This is a genomic window from Sulfitobacter sp. (genome assembly GCF_036960155.1).
Classification (GTDB): domain Bacteria; phylum Pseudomonadota; class Alphaproteobacteria; order Rhodobacterales; family Rhodobacteraceae; genus Sulfitobacter.
Genome location: NZ_JBALWB010000001.1, coordinates 1,120,384 through 1,136,537, shown reverse-complemented (window position 1 = coordinate 1,136,537; position 16,154 = coordinate 1,120,384). Strand labels below are relative to the sequence as shown.

16 protein-coding genes are annotated in these 16,154 nt (G+C 49.6%); 10 read left to right on the top strand and 6 right to left on the bottom strand.

Going from position 1 to position 16,154, the window contains the following annotated elements; translation table 11 throughout:
- Nucleotide 1: 1 nt before the first annotated feature.
- Nucleotides 2-1,219 carry an MFS transporter gene (locus V7775_RS05700; RefSeq protein ID WP_335750886.1) on the bottom strand — a complete coding sequence of 406 codons (1,218 nt, stop codon included), beginning with the start codon at nt 1,217-1,219 and terminating at the stop codon, nt 2-4.
- 129 nt (nt 1,220-1,348) lie between these two features.
- Here V7775_RS05700 and V7775_RS05695 point away from each other — a divergent pair, with 129 nt between their 5' ends.
- From V7775_RS05695 to V7775_RS05675, 5 genes are all read left to right on the top strand, one after another.
- Complete coding sequence (locus tag V7775_RS05695) at nt 1,349-2,173, top strand: flagellar motor protein MotB (RefSeq protein ID WP_335750885.1); 825 nt, start codon at nt 1,349-1,351, stop codon at nt 2,171-2,173.
- 103 nt (nt 2,174-2,276) lie between these two features.
- Entirely contained in the window at nt 2,277-3,572 is a 1,296-nt protein-coding gene (locus V7775_RS05690) for a flagellar hook protein FlgE (RefSeq protein ID WP_335750884.1), read from the top strand.
- A 58-nt stretch (nt 3,573-3,630) separates the two neighbouring features.
- Complete coding sequence (gene flgK / locus V7775_RS05685) at nt 3,631-5,073, top strand: flagellar hook-associated protein FlgK (RefSeq protein ID WP_335750883.1); 1,443 nt, start codon at nt 3,631-3,633, stop codon at nt 5,071-5,073.
- 27 nt (nt 5,074-5,100) lie between these two features.
- Complete coding sequence (locus tag V7775_RS05680; RefSeq protein WP_335750882.1) at nt 5,101-6,081, top strand: flagellin; 981 nt, start codon at nt 5,101-5,103, stop codon at nt 6,079-6,081.
- Nucleotides 6,082-6,119: 38 nt separating this feature from the next.
- Complete coding sequence (locus V7775_RS05675) at nt 6,120-7,190, top strand: flagellar basal body P-ring protein FlgI (RefSeq protein WP_335750881.1); 1,071 nt, start codon at nt 6,120-6,122, stop codon at nt 7,188-7,190.
- A gap of 8 nt (nt 7,191-7,198) precedes the next feature.
- Here the strand turns inward: V7775_RS05675 and V7775_RS05670 are convergent, their stop codons facing one another.
- The 5 genes from V7775_RS05670 to fliF all read right to left on the bottom strand — a co-directional run bounded on the left by V7775_RS05670 (nt 7,199) and on the right by fliF (nt 11,191).
- A complete protein-coding gene (locus V7775_RS05670) occupies nt 7,199-7,861 on the bottom strand; it encodes a hypothetical protein (protein WP_335750880.1) in 663 nt (220 codons plus the stop codon).
- A 127-nt stretch (nt 7,862-7,988) separates the two neighbouring features.
- The gene (gene fliP, locus V7775_RS05665) at nt 7,989-8,723 is read right to left on the bottom strand and encodes a flagellar type III secretion system pore protein FliP (protein ID WP_335750879.1); all 735 of its coding nucleotides are present in this window, start codon (nt 8,721-8,723) and stop codon (nt 7,989-7,991) included.
- Nucleotides 8,723-9,007, bottom strand: coding sequence for a FliM/FliN family flagellar motor C-terminal domain-containing protein (locus V7775_RS05660; RefSeq protein ID WP_335750878.1), 285 nt, complete (start codon nt 9,005-9,007; stop codon nt 8,723-8,725). The genes fliP and V7775_RS05660 overlap by 1 nt, the downstream gene beginning before the upstream one ends.
- Nucleotides 9,008-9,011: 4 nt before the next feature.
- Nucleotides 9,012-9,605, bottom strand: a complete 594-nt coding sequence (locus tag V7775_RS05655) for a hypothetical protein (protein ID WP_335750877.1) — start codon at nt 9,603-9,605, stop codon at nt 9,012-9,014.
- Nucleotides 9,602-11,191: a flagellar basal-body MS-ring/collar protein FliF gene (gene fliF / locus V7775_RS05650; protein ID WP_443070094.1), complete on the bottom strand. Its 1,590-nt coding sequence runs from the start codon at nt 11,189-11,191 to the stop codon at nt 9,602-9,604. The genes V7775_RS05655 and fliF overlap by 4 nt, the downstream gene beginning before the upstream one ends.
- A gap of 146 nt (nt 11,192-11,337) precedes the next feature.
- Between fliF and V7775_RS05645 the strand changes: the two genes are divergently transcribed.
- From V7775_RS05645 to V7775_RS05625, 5 genes are all read left to right on the top strand, one after another.
- The gene (locus tag V7775_RS05645; protein ID WP_335750875.1) at nt 11,338-11,826 is read left to right on the top strand and encodes a flagellar basal body-associated FliL family protein; all 489 of its coding nucleotides are present in this window, start codon (nt 11,338-11,340) and stop codon (nt 11,824-11,826) included.
- 11 nt (nt 11,827-11,837) lie between these two features.
- Nucleotides 11,838-12,233: a hypothetical protein gene (locus tag V7775_RS05640; protein ID WP_335750874.1), complete on the top strand. Its 396-nt coding sequence runs from the start codon at nt 11,838-11,840 to the stop codon at nt 12,231-12,233.
- Complete coding sequence (locus V7775_RS05635) at nt 12,230-12,892, top strand: MotE family protein (RefSeq protein WP_335750873.1); 663 nt, start codon at nt 12,230-12,232, stop codon at nt 12,890-12,892. Before V7775_RS05640 ends, V7775_RS05635 begins: the two co-directional genes overlap by 4 nt.
- A 65-nt stretch (nt 12,893-12,957) precedes the next feature.
- Nucleotides 12,958-13,827 (top strand): flagellar motor stator protein MotA, encoded by an 870-nt coding sequence (motA, locus tag V7775_RS05630; protein ID WP_335750872.1) that lies wholly within the window; start codon nt 12,958-12,960, stop codon nt 13,825-13,827.
- Nucleotides 13,824-16,091 (top strand): hypothetical protein, encoded by a 2,268-nt coding sequence (locus V7775_RS05625; RefSeq protein WP_335750871.1) that lies wholly within the window; start codon nt 13,824-13,826, stop codon nt 16,089-16,091. Before motA ends, V7775_RS05625 begins: the two co-directional genes overlap by 4 nt.
- The last annotated feature ends 63 nt before the right edge of the window (nt 16,092-16,154 follow it).

Genomic DNA, 16,154 nt, shown 5'->3' with positions numbered 1-16,154 from the left:
CTTAGGCCGCCAAGGCAACCGTTTTACGGGGGCGACTACGTGACAGTAGCCACAAAATGATTGCGATATTGGCGCCATTCCAGACAATGCCATTGACGAATGCCAACGTGTAAGAGCCGCTCAAGTCATAGATCCAACCGGACATCCAACCACCCAGCGCCATACCCATAATCGTAGCCATCAACACAAACCCTACCCGCTCACCTGCCTCTTTGGCAGGCATATATTCACGTACGATCAGCGCATAGCTCGGCACAATACCGCCTTGGCTTAGCCCAAAAACCAGACTCACGAGGTAAAGCGACACCATTCCGCCTGCAGGCAAGTAGAGGAAGAGGGCAATGCACTGCAGAAATGATCCGATTAGCAATGTCCGAACGCCGCCTAGACGGTCAGCGAGCAACCCCGATAGGATACGTGACCCAACGCCGCCCAACAACATTAGCGACAACATTTGCGCTCCCACAGCTGGCCCAAACCCCAATCCAACACACAATGCCACGATATGGACCTGAGGCATCGACATGGCCACACAACACCCAATGCCAGCAATTCCCAACAGATACTGAAGCGCACGAGGAGAAAGCCCCGATGAACGTACATTGAGCGTTGAAGCCTGCTGGGCAGCAATCTGAACCTCGTCGGGCACACGGCGCTGCAATGTAAATGCAAGAGGAATCACCACCACTAGCGTTGTCACCGCCAAGACCAGATAAACGGTTCGCCATCCACTGTCTTGCAGCACACCTGCCAATACAAGCGGCCAGATTGCGCCGGACAAGTAATTTCCGGACGCCGTTATTGCCACCGCAATACCGCGGCGTCGCACAAACCAATGAGAGATATCTGCAATCAGTGGGCCGAACCCCACAGCCGAAGCAAAACCGACAATGAGCTGAGCAAGCGACAACATTATCAAAGAGGTCGAAAGTGTTGCCAACCCATATCCCAGCGCTGTTACAATGGTCGCAACAATGAGTGACCATGTGATACCAAAACGATCTACCGCTCGCCCAATCACATAGTTTCCCGTAGCAAACCCGATCATCGTCAACGTGTAGGGCAGTGAGGCCATCGCGCGGTTGCCGCCAAATTCTGTTTCGACCGCTGGCATGATCACGATGATTGCCCACATGCCTGCATTGATTACCGTTCCAACCAGCAAAGTGATCGCAAGACGACTCCATGAGTAACGGCTATCAGTGACGAGAATATCCATAAGCGGATGTGGCCACGAAGTATTTATGATAGCAAGCTTTACCTCCTGCTAACCACTCATATTGCTGTTAGCAGTTTGATAACTCCTGCCCAGCTATTCCTGTTCTTGGGTGAAATAGAGGTGGTGGATATGAGTGCGCAAGCAAACAGCGCGCCAGTCATCATTAAACGTAAAAAAATCGTTAAAGGCGGTGGGCACCATGGCGGTGCTTGGAAAGTCGCGTATGCGGATTTCGTAACCGCAATGATGGCGTTTTTTATGTTGATGTGGCTGCTGAACGCGACAACAGAACAACAACGCGTGGGGCTGGCGGATTACTTTTCGCCAAGCATTCCAATTGTAAAAGTCTCAGGTGGCGGTGATGGCACCTTTGGCGGAGAAAGCATCTTTTCGGAGATGGCTATTCCAAAGGATGGCACAGGAGATCCTTCTGTGAAGGAAGACAAATCGGGCAATGATCCTACTGCCGACGAAACAGCCGAGCAGGACATGGCATTCAAGAGCCTTGATGAGCTGCTAAAAGGGTTCGGCGGAGAATCTGCCGTTATGGAAAACCTGTTAGAGCACATCGTTACGCGGATCACCGATGAGGGTCTAGTAATTGAGGTCTATTCGCAAAACGATTTGCAAATATTCGAAGGTGATAGCGACAATCCTACGCAGTTACTCAGAGAGTTAGCCGTACTGATCGCTCAGATCAGCAAAACGGTGACTAATGAAATCGCCATAGGCGCGCATGTCCGAGCACAGGCATTGGTGTTGATCGACAATCCGGTTTGGAATCTATCACACCAGCGTGCAACACAGATGCGCTTGTTGTTAGAAGGACAAGGCATTCATCCCGACCGCATCCAACGCGTCACGGGCCACGCCGATCGAGAGGCTGTAGTGCGTGACCCAATGGCACTGCGAAATGATCGCATCGAAATAGTGTTGCTACGCGATATATCCTGACGCCAAGAAGTAGACTGCATTTTATCTGTTAGCCCGACATTAAATTATGTCGGGCTATTGATGCCGAGACAAAAGTAATCGGCAGAGCAGAAAGGCGTGTCTAATGACAATCTCATCTTCGTTGAACGCAGGTGTTGCAGGGCTTCAAGCCAATGCAACGAAATTGGCGAGTATTTCGGACAATATCGCGAACTCATCTACCTATGGATACAAACGTGTCCAGACTGACTTCGAATCCATGGTGATTTCGAACAACGGTGGAAATTATTCGGCTGGCGGCGTCAGCGCCAACACCACCCGCGAAATCGACCTAAATGGCTCTCTTGTTTCAACAAGTAATGCAACCGACCTCGCTGTGCGCGGCCGTGGCATGCTTCCAGTTGCCAACCTCACTGACTTGAGCGTCGGGGACACCAATATGCTATTAACGACAACAGGTTCCTTTTCCACAGATTCGGAGGGTTATCTGACGACAGACTCCGGTCTTGTCTTGCTGGGTTGGCCTGCGAGTTCAGACGGCAGTATCCCCACGTTCTCACGCGACAACGAAGATAGCTTGGAACCGATTCAAATTAATGCAAACCAACTCACTGGCGAGCCGACTACACAAATGACCCTTGGTGTTAACCTTCCAGCGACCGCAACTGTTGCAGACAGCGGCGCAGTATCAGAGCAACTTGCTATCGAGTATTACGGCAACCTTGGCACGTCCGAAAGCGTGAATGTCACCTTCACTCCTACTATTCCTGCGACAGGTTCCTCAAATGAATGGACGATGACCATGACGGACTCGGTTGATCCGAGTGTGACCATCGGTGAGTATGTCTTGACGTTTGCGGACGACCGTACAGCAGGCGGTACACTGGCATCAGTAACCACAGTGTCGGGTGGTGCGTATGATGCAACGACCGGTTCACTGATCGTGGACGTCGACGGTGGCCCCATGGAAATTGACATCGGTTTGATTGGTCAAACAGATGCATTGACGCAATTGTCAGATGCTTTCGCGCCCGTCTCAATTACTAAAGACGGCTCGCCAGTTGGCAACATTACGGACGTCAGTGTTGACGGAAACGGATATGTGCAAGCAACGTTTGATACTGGTGTAACACGTACCATCTATCAGGTGCCCTTGGTCGATCTCCCGAACCCGAACGGGATGATCGCACTAGATTCGCAAACCTACCGACCGTCAGTCGACAGTGGTTCATACTTCCTTTGGGATGCAGGTGACGGCCCCACAGGTGACATTGTTGCTTATGCACGTGAGGAATCGACCACTGATGTAGCGAATGAGCTGACATCAATGATCCAGACTCAGCGCGCCTATTCATCAAACGCAAAAGTCATCCAGACCGTCGATGAGATGCTCCAAGAAACCACCAACATCAAACGTTGATCTGACAAGGCCAAAGAAGGGGCAGTTGCCCCTTCATTGCTGATCACAGGAGAACACCATGTCAATTACAGGCGCCATGAACGCGGCTATTTCCGGACTACGCGCTGCGTCGCTCGGAACCGAAATAGTCTCGAACAATATCTCAAACGCTCTTACCCCTTCTTACGGTACGCGCAGCATGGACTTATCCGCTCTAAATTTTGGGGCAACAGGTGGTGTGCGCATCGATGGTATCAGCCGTCAGGTGAACGAAAGTGTCATCGCAGATCTTCGATCTGCAGATGCCGCCCAACAAAACAGTCAAACCGCAGTCGATTTTTTTCTACAGTTAGAAGACGCTATAGGAATAGCAGGGGATGAAAACGGGTTAAGCGGACGCCTCGCTTCATTTGAGGAAAGTTTAATAGCAGCAGCCAGCAGACCCGATTTGACGGAACGCTTGTCAGACACTGTCGCTGACGCCGGGCGCCTCGTTGATGGAATAGCCAACGCTGCACAAGGCATTCAAGACATGCGAACCAGCGCAGACACAAAAATCGCACAAGATGTCGCTACTTTGAACACTGCGTTGGAGCAAGTTGAGCAACTCAACATCCAAATCACTGCAAACCTATCTCGTGGCGGGAGCAGCCCGGCCTTACTCGATCAACGTCAATCGGTGTTGGACACCATTGGAGCGATTGTCCCTATCAATGCCGTTCCGCGCGATAATGGGGCCGTGGCCATCTACACTGACGGCGGTGCTGTTCTACTCGACATTACTGCTGCGACTATTGGTTTTGATCAACAAAACGTCGTTACCGAATTTCAAACATTGGAAGCCGGGACCCTTTCAGGACTCACTATGAATGGGCAAGACATCCGAACGAGTGCTCTTGCTGGCGGTAGCTTAGGCGGAAATTTTGAAGTTCGCGATACCTACGGAGTCGCGGCGCAGGAACAACTTGATGCTTTTGCACGCGATCTTGTGGAGCGGTTTGCTGATCCTGCTGTAGATTCCACGCTCAGCACCGGAGACCCCGGACTGTTTACAGACGCCGGGGCCGCATTTGACTCGGCGGATGAAGTCGGATTGAGCAGACGTTTGGCATTGAATTTCGCCGTTGATCCGGAGGCTGGAGGAGAAATTTGGAGGATTCGAGATGGATTGGGCGCGACATCTACCGGATTGGTAGGAGATTCAACACTACTGAACAGCCTTCAATCTGCATTAGAGACGTCGCGCATTCCTGCATCTGGTGATTTCGGTTCTGGGGCCCTTACTACAGCAGATCTGCTTTCTTCATTCTCTGGATCACTCGCTTCAACTCGAAGCAACGCGGAGCAGGACCTGACCTTCACTTCGGCGCGCTTTACGGAACTGACCCAGCTAAGCCTATCCGAAGGTGTGGATTCCGATAAAGAGCTGCAAAACTTGCTTATCCTAGAGCAGGCTTACGCCGCAAATGCCCGCGTCATCCAAGCGGCGGATGAAATGATTGAAACTCTAACGAGGTTGTAAAAAATGCAAACTGGTTCACTGGGTGATTTGGCCCAATCCTATGCCATGCAGTCCCGTAACACTGTACTAAAACAAGACATTCAGCGGCTCACTACCGAGTTGGCTTCAGGCCAAGTCGCTGATGTTCGTCAAGCTATCTCTGGAAATACGGCATATGCCAATGATCTAGAGAGGAGCCTGACCAAACTTGACGGGTATGATCTTTCAACAACGGAAGCAGGACAATTAGCTGGAGGAATGCAAAATGCACTTACTCGAATTGGCGATCTGAACACCGCGTTCCGAGACACCTTAGTCTCGACGGGCAGTTCGCCGCTCAGTGAGACATCAAACAACATCCTAACTCAGGCTGACAGCACGCTTGATGGAATCATTAACGCATTGAATACGTCCGTCAGCGGCCGTTCACTTTTTGCTGGAGCATCCACTGATATTCAGCCGATCGCACCAAAAGAAGATCTACTTGACGGTCTTCGCACCGCTGTGTCAGGAGCAAGCAGCGTGGATGATATCCTAACTGCTGCACAAGCATGGTTTGATGATCCTGCAGGGTTCGCTAGCATCGGTTATCAAGGTGCCGATACATCACTAGCGGCTATTTCGTTGTCAGAACAAGAAAGTACTCAACTAGACTTGCGGGGAGACAACGCCGTTTTCAAAGATACGCTGATGTACCTTGCGACAATTGCGTTGGCCGACGACCCGACCTTGGGTCTCACAGAAGCTCAACAAAGTGAATTGATCCAAAAATCAATCGGTACTGCAGTTAATTCAAGCGGTCAGATTATCAGTCTTCAAGCAGAAGTCGGGATTTCCGAAAGCAAAATCGAGACCGCGTCAGTTCGCAATAGCGCAGAACGATCGAGCTTGGAAATTGCCCGCAATGACCTTTTATCGATCGACCCCTATCAAGCAGCAACAGAACTGGAGCAGGTGCAATTTCAATTGGAAAGTCTTTTCGCAATCACATCCCGCATGTCGCAACTTTCATTGGTGAACTTCCTGTGAGGGCTCTGATAAAGTACTGTCTTTGCCTGTCCATTTTAATGTCTGTAGTTGGTTCTGCAGATGCAAGCTCTGTCAGAATAAAAGACTTAGTAGATTTCGACGGAGTTCGCGGCAACGATTTGGTGGGATACGGCCTAGTTGTCGGTCTTGACGGATCAGGTGACGGCCTCCGGAACGCACCATTCACAGAAGACATCATGACCAACATTCTGGAGCGTCTTGGCGTAAATGTAACTGGAGAACAGTTTCGACCCAAAAATGTTGCCGCAGTATTGGTAACCGCTACATTACCTCCGTTTGCGAGAGCTGGCGGGCAGATTGATATTACGGTTTCCGCCATCGGAGATGCAAAAAGCTTACTTGGAGGTACCCTAATCATGACTCCAATGAATGCTGCAGATGGTGAAATTTATGCCGTAGCACAGGGCACGATCATTGCCGGAGGGGTTACAGCCGAGGGTGACGGCGGGCAAGTCACCCAAGGCGTGCCAACATCAGGTACAATTCCGTCTGGCGCAAGAATTGAGCGAGAAATCGATTTCAAACTCAGCTCACTTCGCGATTTACGCTTGGCTTTGAGGGAAGCGGATTTCACAACAGCTGGCAGAATTGAACAGGCCATTAACCAAAACTTCGGGCGCAACGTCGCTGTTATGCTTGATAGCGGCACCGTCATGCTCGACGTTACGGCGACACGTGCTCGGTCTGTAGCGCATGCTTTGGGTCGTATTGAAAACATAGAAGTTGAACCCGAGCGCAAGGCGCGTGTTGTCGTTGATCAACGATCGGGCACAATCGTAATGGGTGAAGACGTGCGCATTTCTCGGGTCGCAGTGAGCCAAGGGAACTTGACCCTTCGCATTCAGGAAGAACCACTGGTGGCTCAGCCCAATCCCTTTGCTCAAGGCGAAACGGTAGTCGTACCGCGGACACGTGCGGCAATCGAAGAAGAACCTGGTATTGGGTTGGCAGAAATCCCATCAGGAGCGTCTCTTTCCGAAGTCATCGCAGGCCTCAACGCCTTAGGTGTTTCACCTCGAGATATGATTGATATCCTAAAGAGTATAAAGGCAGCAGGCGCATTACATGCTGAGTTTATTGTACGCTAAGACTGCCATCAAAATAGCTTTATCTGCTTGTGAAACAGTGCTGTCAGGCCGGGCCAAATTCCACACTGCGTCAGCAAAAGGGCCGATACAGCCGCTAGCGTCAACTGAGAAACAGCAAATGTTAATGCAACATCTACGCCATCTGTCGCGCGCAATAGAAAGATGCCGGCAAGGAACATCGTTGCTGTTATCCCCCCAAGCACGTCATAAAATGTCCCCCGGTCGACAATCCGCATCAACAAACCTGTAGCGCCAAATAAGACAGGGGCGGATTGCCCAATCACAAGCCAGATAAGAATCTCCCTAAATTCGGGTTCCAACGCCGTAGCAAGATACGATCCACCACTTATCACAAAAAGCGCCATAGCTCCCGATATCATAAGATATCCGAGATTGACCCGCGCGGCCGCGGCCCGAAATGGTGTTTGTTCCTGTGTGCTGGCCAGCGAGCTAAGTACTGGCTCCACCTTGTTCCCCAAAATTGCTAACGCCATTGGTAAGCAAAGTGATGCTATTCGAGCCAAGAAATATACATAAAGAACCTCGAACTCAATGATCCAGGGAACTACCAATACATCAACATACCGAGTGCTAAAGACAAATACGGCCTTCAACCCACTGCGCCGAAGCCCCTCGCCTTCTCTCAAAGAGAGATCAATCCGCTCTTCCATTTTCCCACTCCAACTTTAAATGCCACCCCTGACATCAAGAACAAGAAATAGGAGAAGTATGTGGCTAGACCGTTAACAACGGCGGGAGGGATTGCCACGATCATTGCGCATTTTGAAACGATTTCGTCTAAAAATAACTTCTTACAAGACTGCCTGCAATTAAGGCCCATCCATCTGCAACCACAAAGAATGCAAGTTTGAATGGCATAGAGACGACAGCTGGCGGCACCATCATCATGCCCATGGACATTAAGATAGCTGCAACAACTAAATCGATGATGAGAAACGGGAGATATATCAAAAACCCTATCTGAAAGGCACGCGATATCTCAGACAACATGAAGCTTGGAACAAGCACCGAAAGAGGCGCATCTGGGGTTGGCTGGGCCGATATAGTGTCCGGGCGCAGCTCTGCCATGGCAAAGAAAGTTTCAGGATCCAAACGCCCCGCCATAAAGATACGAAAAGGCTCTAATGTAAGTAAAAATGCTTGCTCTACATCGATCTCTTCACGGGTCAGCGGACCGATACCATTGCTCCATGCGGCTGTGAAAACAGGCTCCATGATGAAATAAGTGAGAAACAGAGCTAGGCTGACAATCAACATATTGGGCGGAGATTGTTGCAAGCCGATCGCTTGCCTTAAAATGGAAAGAACTGTCACCAAAAACGGAAAGCAGGTCACCATTATTGCTAATCCAGGCGCGAGACTCAGAACGGTAATAAGCGCGAATAATTGAATGGTGCGCGCAGATATTGATCCATCGTCGCCCAAAGATATCGACAAATCCTGAGCCTCAACCATGTTTGGCAAAAGCAACACCAAACAGATGCCCAGGCCAAGCACCATATTACGAGACATCAAAGGCCCTGCTGCATATCGACAACCTCGGTCAGCCGGACCATAAGTTGACCTTTCGTTTCACCATCCGCCTCTTCCAAAATGCCCCGCGCAATGAGCTTTTCACCAACATAAAGTTCTACCGGGTCGTCAACGCGCCGGTCCAAAGTCAGCACTGCGTTTTCACCCAACATTACTAGGTCGCGAATCAAAGGTCGCGCCTTTCCCACGCAAACCGTAACTTCGATCGGTACAGAGGTGAAAGGATTGGAGGAATCGGTGGCTAAGGTCGTTTGATCAGGCATCAAGCTACTCCTTTTGACTATGAAAATTAAATGCGATCATCGCGCTTGTGATCTCTTGGCAGACGGCATCCAAATTGATCTCTTTTTCGTGCGTATCTAACGCGACGAATATCTGCTGTGCGCTGAGGTGGTCATCTGGGATAAGAGAGATGGGCGAGTTCAATTCAACCCCTTCCAACAGATCTTCGAGCATCTGCGTGTTTTCGCTTGAGAACCGCAATGTTATCCGCGCCTCTGATTGGGCCGCACTTAATTCCATCAATTGTTCAACCACATGGGCGCGTAGAGCGGCCTTGATTGTCTGAGGGAGAAGCGATGCAATTATTTGCTCGAACATCGGTCTGAGACCCCGATTGAGACAGGTCAATGCTTCTTGATGCGAGAACGAAAGGTCGCGAAGTGTCGCAAGAAACTCAGCATCCAAATTCTTTTGCTCTGCAGAATGATTTGCATCTGCATCTGTCCAGCCAGCTTGATATCCGTCCTCAAAGGCCTGTAGTTTTTGATCTTCAACACGCTCTATCGGGACGGACTCAGCAGGTTGGCCATCTGCGTCAAGTGGGCTAAAATCAGCATACCTGTGGGCAATAGAGGTCATACTTTTTCCTCTTTATCTTCTAGCCATCCACGTAAAATTTCGACTGTCTCTTCCTGCCGTTCACCTATCATGCTCCGCAGACGCTCTACTGGATCTAATGCCTGTTCACCTCCAAGCTCGCTTGGAGCCAAGGTGCTAACGGCGCTAAACCCTCCCCCCATTTCCTCAGCCTCAATGACTGTTGGTAGGGTATTCCCATTCTGTTCGTTCCCTGTTGCTGGCAAGGCATTTGTTTCATTTACCAGCCTGTCTGGCGCGGGAAGCCCGGTAGATTGCCTGCTGAGTACAGGGCGAATGACGAATAACCCCAGAATTAAAGTCACGATCGCTAGAACCGCCATTTGAATGGCAGACAATAAATCAACATCAAATTGATCAATCAGAGCCACGCTAGCAGCTGTACCTGAAGGGGCCACGCTTTGAAGTGCCATTGATTTGAGAGTTATGACATCTCCCCGTTCAGCGTCAAAACCAACAGCGGATGAAATAAGTTCTCTCAACGCATCCAGCTCAGCATCATCACGCGGCTGGGAAACAGTTTCACCCACTTCGTTCAAATTACTTGTCTCATTCACCAAGACTGCGACTGATAACCGCTTTATTGCACCTGGTGCACGTATGATTTCACGTTCTGTTTCGGACACCTCGTAATTGATTCGTTCGCGCGTCTCGCTGTTTTGGGATGAAGATTTATCTCCTGCACCAGCTCCACCTTGATCAGGTAAATTGCTCGCTACAGTTACGTCACCCCCAGTTCCTTCGGCGGTATTGGTACGTTCTTCAGTATCACTACTGATCGCAACACGGCCTTTTGGATCATAGCTGTGTTCGCGAATCGCCTCACTTTCGGTCACCGTGTCAACGCTAACTTCGACTACGGCATTCCCGAAACCAACACGCGCTTCCAATAGGCGCTGAACGCGATCTCGTAAAACCTTCGCTTTGTCGTCGCCCCCTACTGTTGGGGCTGTTTCTTCTGTAGCGCCTATCAAGGCTCCATTTGCATCAATAACGGCGACATCTTCCGGCGAAAGCCCCGCCACCGCGGATGCCACCAAGAAACGAACGGCCTTACCTTGAGCAGGTGAAATACTGCCCCCATTTGGGGTAAGAGAGACGGAAGCTTTCGGAGTAACCCCTCTCTGAAAGGGGTTTGAACCGGTGCTCGCTATATGCACCCTTGCCATGGAAATAGATGGATTCGCGACAATGGTACGTGCCAACTCACCTTCTTTGGCACGCCAATATGCCGCATCAAACATCTGACTCGTCGTACCAAACCCAGTTAATTGATCTAACAGTTCGTATCCACGATTCCCGTTCGCAGGCAAACCCTCACTTGCCAATGTCAGACGCAGTTGATCACGTTGCTTATTATCAACAAAAATTGACCCACCGCGCACATCAAATACCACTCCGCGTTGCTCTAACGAACGAACAACGTCTCCTGCTGCACTACTTTCCAGTCCAGCATACAGTAGCGTCATACTGGGTGCGGTTGTCATCCGCGCCATAGCGAGGATTGCGAAAAACATCGCACCCGTCGCTGCAATTACAATGATTTGACGCTTGATCCCAAGCTTCATCCAAACATTCAGGTATTGCTGCACAATTGCCTCCGTCGCACCGAACGTTCTGTTCAGCTTCTCCAACAGAAATGCCCGAACGAGCTTAACAACCCGTTAGTGCAATCGCGTCTATATCGGTTTGTGTACCAAAGGATGGAGATACCATGGCTGACGAAGATCCCGCTGTTGAAGGCGACCCGCCGAAAAAGTCCAAAATGCCTTTGATCCTTGGCCTTGTGCTCGCACTTGTTGGGGGTGGAGGAGGATTTTATGCAACCTGGTCTGGTATGATTCTCGGCTCGAATGCGGATTCGCACGAAGTGGTTGAAGAAGAAGTCAAAGATCCTTTCGGCGACATTGCTTTTGTTGAAATTGATCCGATGATCATTTCAGTTGATGCAACCCCCACAAGAAGGCTGCTTCGATTTCGGGCTCAACTCGAAGTTCCCAAAAGCCACCAAGAGGATGTGACCAAGTTGTTGCCTCGAGTCGTTGATGTCCTCAACAGTTATCTTCGGGCACTCGAAGTCTCTGATCTCGAGGATCAAGCCGCGCTGACACGGTTGCGGGCACAAATGTTGCGCCGTGTTCAAGTTGTTACTGGCCAGGGCCGTGTAAACGATTTTTTGATCATGGAATTTGTACTAACATAAAGGACGCCAAGATGGATTTGATTGCAGATATTCTGTTGACAGCGGGGGCCATTGGCGCCGGAGTTTACTGCTTTGTTCTCGGTCGTAGACTGAATCGCTTTAACGACCTCGAAAAAGGAGTGGGCGGTGCGGTCGCAGTTCTATCTGCTCAAGTAGACGACCTGAACCGCACGTTGAATGCCGCACAGCAAACAGCTGCCACATCTGCAGCAACACTAACCGAATTGACCAAACGCGCTGAAGACATGTCACGCCAGTTAGAGTTTCAAATGGCATCGCTACATGATGTGCCAGCAACGCCAGAGCAAAAAATTGCGGCTCCAGAAGCCACCCCAATTCAACATGCTCCGGCTGCACCAATGTTTGCGCGCCGCGCCCACTCTGCAACAACAGGAGACACAGTATGAGACTCCCCAATTTTTTTCCAACAGGCGTTCCAGCGGGGCGCGGTTCTGTAACGGTGATTGCAGCACTTCTTTTGGCATCTGCAACTGTGAGATTGATCACTGGCGCGACTGGAGCTTGGGCTCAAAGCGGTCAACTCCCCACAAATCCGATGCCCAGCGTTCAGGCAGACTCTTCCGCCCAAATGCATGAAAAGACAGCAGAGCCTTCTCAAAAAGAAATAAAAACAGCCAGCGCTTCATTCAATGATAGGAGCGATGTATCAAGGTTGCTTCAGGCGTTGAATGAACGTGAGGCACTTGTAATAAAACGCGAAAAGCAACTTGAGATGCGGATGCGAGCACTATCGGTGGCGGATACCGAGATTGAAAAGCGGCTCAAAATTTTATCCGATACCGAACAAACTTTGCGCGCAACGCTTTCTCTTGCAGATGAAGCCTCTGAAAAGGACTTACTAAGGCTCACTACGGTATATGAAAGTATGAAGCCCAAAGATGCGTCAAAACTGTTTGAGGAAATGGAGCCGAATTTCGCCGCTGGTTTCCTCGGGCGCATGCGTCCGGACGTAGCAGCGCAGGTGATGGCAGGTCTTTCTCCACAAGTAGCCTACTCAATCAGTGTTATTTTAGCCGGCCGCAATGCAACTGTTCCAAAAACCTGATCTGTCGATGAGGTTTTTTTAACCACCACCTGCAACACTGCAACAAACAAAAATTGGGGACTAAAATGATCGGCATCATCGGCATCATCACTATTTTAATCATGGTTTTTGGCGGTTATCTGCTAGCCGGCGGTAAAATGGGAATCATCCTTAAGGCACTACCGTTTGAAATGATGATGATTTGCGGCGCTGCTGCTGGGGCCTTTTTTATCAGTAACGACGGTTCAGCAATAAAGCACACGCTCAAAGACATGGGTAAAGTGTTCAAAGGCCCTAAATGGAAACATGAGGATTATCAGGATCTTTTATGCATGCTCTTCGAGCTGATTAGATTGGCGCGCCAAAACCCCGTCGCTGTAGAAGAACATATAGAAAATCCTGAAGAATCCTCAATCTTCTCAAAGTACCCTAGAATTCTAAAAGACGGAGAGGCGATTGCACTTATCTGCGATACGATGCGTTCTGCTTCCATGAATTATGATGACCCCCACCAAGTAGAAGAGGTGCTGGACAAACGCATGGACGCAAATCGGGAGCATGCCTTGCATTCAAGTCACGCTCTGCAAGTGGTTGCAGATGGCCTACCAGCGCTGGGCATCGTCGCCGCTGTTTTGGGGATCATCAAAACAATGGGCAAAATCGATCAACCACCAGAGGTCTTGGGCAAATTAATTGGTGGTGCGTTGGTTGGGACCTTTTTGGGTGTTTTTCTAGCATACGGTTTTGTTGGTCCATTTGCAGCAAAGGTAGGTGATGTTATAAAGGATGAATCAAATTTTTATCTGCTAATTCGGGAGGTTCTGGTTGCTAACCTACACAATCACGCAACTAATATTTGTATTGAAGTGGGAAGGCAAAATACTCCTTCCCACTGCCGTCCAAGCTATAGTGATCTTGAGGAAGCGCTCAAAGCGCTCAAACAGAGTGCTGCATGAAAAACCTTTGGTTCCTGATAGCCGTCATTTGGGTTGCAACTGGAGAGGCTCACGCAGAAAAATTGATCTTACGGTCAGGTGATCACCCGACGTTCAGTCGCCTAACAATTCCAATTTTAGGTTCCCAGAAATGGGAAGGGCAGCAAACTGATAGTGGAGTCGAACTGACGTTTCTCGGCTTTTTGGACGGCTTTGAAATCGAGGGTGTATTCTCACGCATGCGGCGCAATCGTATTTCAAATATTACATCGACAGGCAGCACACTCACTCTCGAAGTTTCATGCGAATGTAACGCGACCGTTTTTCGGAGCGGTTCATTGTTGGTAATTGATGTTGCGGACAATGGCACGCAACTAGCTGGTCCTGCGCTCGAAAGGCATCCTAACGGTAAATTAAATTCCAAAAAACAACCTGAGAAAGTGACTAAAGTTGCACAACGCACATTACCCTGGATAGGCGGAAATTCACCTTTTGGCGGGTTAACTACATTGAATGCGGCTGGGGGGCCATCGCCGACCATGCCAGAGAAGACGGTTTCCTCGGAAACTAAAACAGCACTACTCGAGCAAACCCAGAAAAATCTAGTTGAAGAAGTTGCCAGTGCTGCGAGCGCTGGCCTTCTTGAAAGCCGTTATAAAACACCAGTAATCGCTCCAAATCAATATCACCCAGCACCAGCCAGCATAGAACCGCAAGCATTGCCCGATGTTCTTACGACGCCATCCAGAAATATGCGCATTACCAGCAGCATAGATCATCCTTTCACATCTTCCTACAAACAACACAATGAGCTTGATTCAGGAATCGAATGCCCAAGGCTTGATTTCCTTTCAGTTGAAACTTGGGGTAACGATGATGGTTTTTCGGCTCAAGTTGGCCCCGCTCGGGCCGCCTTAATGGATGCTCGGGATCAGTTAGATTTGGACTCCGCGCAAACCCTTGCCCAGCTTTACATATATTTTGGTTTCGGGGCTGAAGCACTTGATGTATTGAAACTCTTTCCGCCAGAAAAAAGAACTCATTTCGAGTTAACCGCCATAGCTGAATTTTTTGAATATGGAGCAGCAAGCTCTCCAAATTCACTTGGTGACTTTATAGAATGTTCCAGCAATATTTCTCTTTGGGCAAGTCTCAGTTTTCATGAAATTCCAACAGATATTCACGTCGAAACAAGTGCTGCTTTGCGGGCCCTTAATAATTTGCCCAAGCACTTGCGCCAGATCATTGCGCCGGCCCTCAGCCAACGACTCTTGAAATATGGAGATATACCCTCAGCATCTGCCGCAATGCGCAGTATTGAAAGGCTTGCTGACCCATTGCTGCCTGAAGCCCAAATGGCCCAAGCAAAACTTGCCGAAGAAGCGGGTAACTCAGCGGACTCTCTTCTGGAGGACGTTCTAAAGGCCAATACAACAAGCTCACCAGAAGCATTGGTAAAGATTGTGGAAGGAAAGTTGGCTAAAGACGAACCTCTTTCTTATGAAACAGCCACATTGGTAGAAGCTTATGTTCAAGAACTACGTGGAACTCCTATGGGAAGCAAACTTCAACAAACTCAGATCATCGCATTGAGTCAAACACAGCGTTTCCAAGAATCTCTAGTTGCACTTGATCAATTGAGCCCTTCAATTTCACCTCAGGTCGCCACAGAGCTCAGGGAGACTGTACTCGCACAACTGTCAAAGCGAGCAGACGATCTAGTTTTTTTGGAGCACGTCTTTGCTCAAAACGAGCAAGAACTGCATAATCTCGAAAACCCAACCAAACTACTCATCGCATCTCGGTTACTTGCGTTAGGGTTTCCGGCGCAGGTGCAGCACCTGATTGCAACTATTCCAAAGACACCGCGAAGTGACGCGCGACAGCTGCTAGCAGCCCGAGCCGCTCTAAGCTTGGGCCAACCATTTCAAGCGCAAGCTGAACTGATTGGTATAAGCGAACCGGCAGCTGCAATCCTATTGGCACAAGCAAAAGAGATGACTGGCGCTTTCAGCGAAGCATCCGAAATTTTTTCGAATAACAATGCACCCGAAAAAGCAATCCAAGCGGCTTGGTTGTCAGAAGACTGGCAAAATCCAACACTGCAAGAGGCTACTACGTTTGGTGCAATTTCCACATTGATGGGTCAGAAAGTACCGAAGGTTGACCCTGATCTAGGGCCCTTAGGCCTAGCTACCCGCGCACTGATGGAAAGCCGCGATGCGCGCGGCACGTTGCAAAAAATGCTTGATGAACCAATTGTGCAGATCACTCCAGATTCATGATGGAAACACGGATCTGGTGACAAAAAATAAACCATGACTCGATAGCCTGACCATGATCCGCAG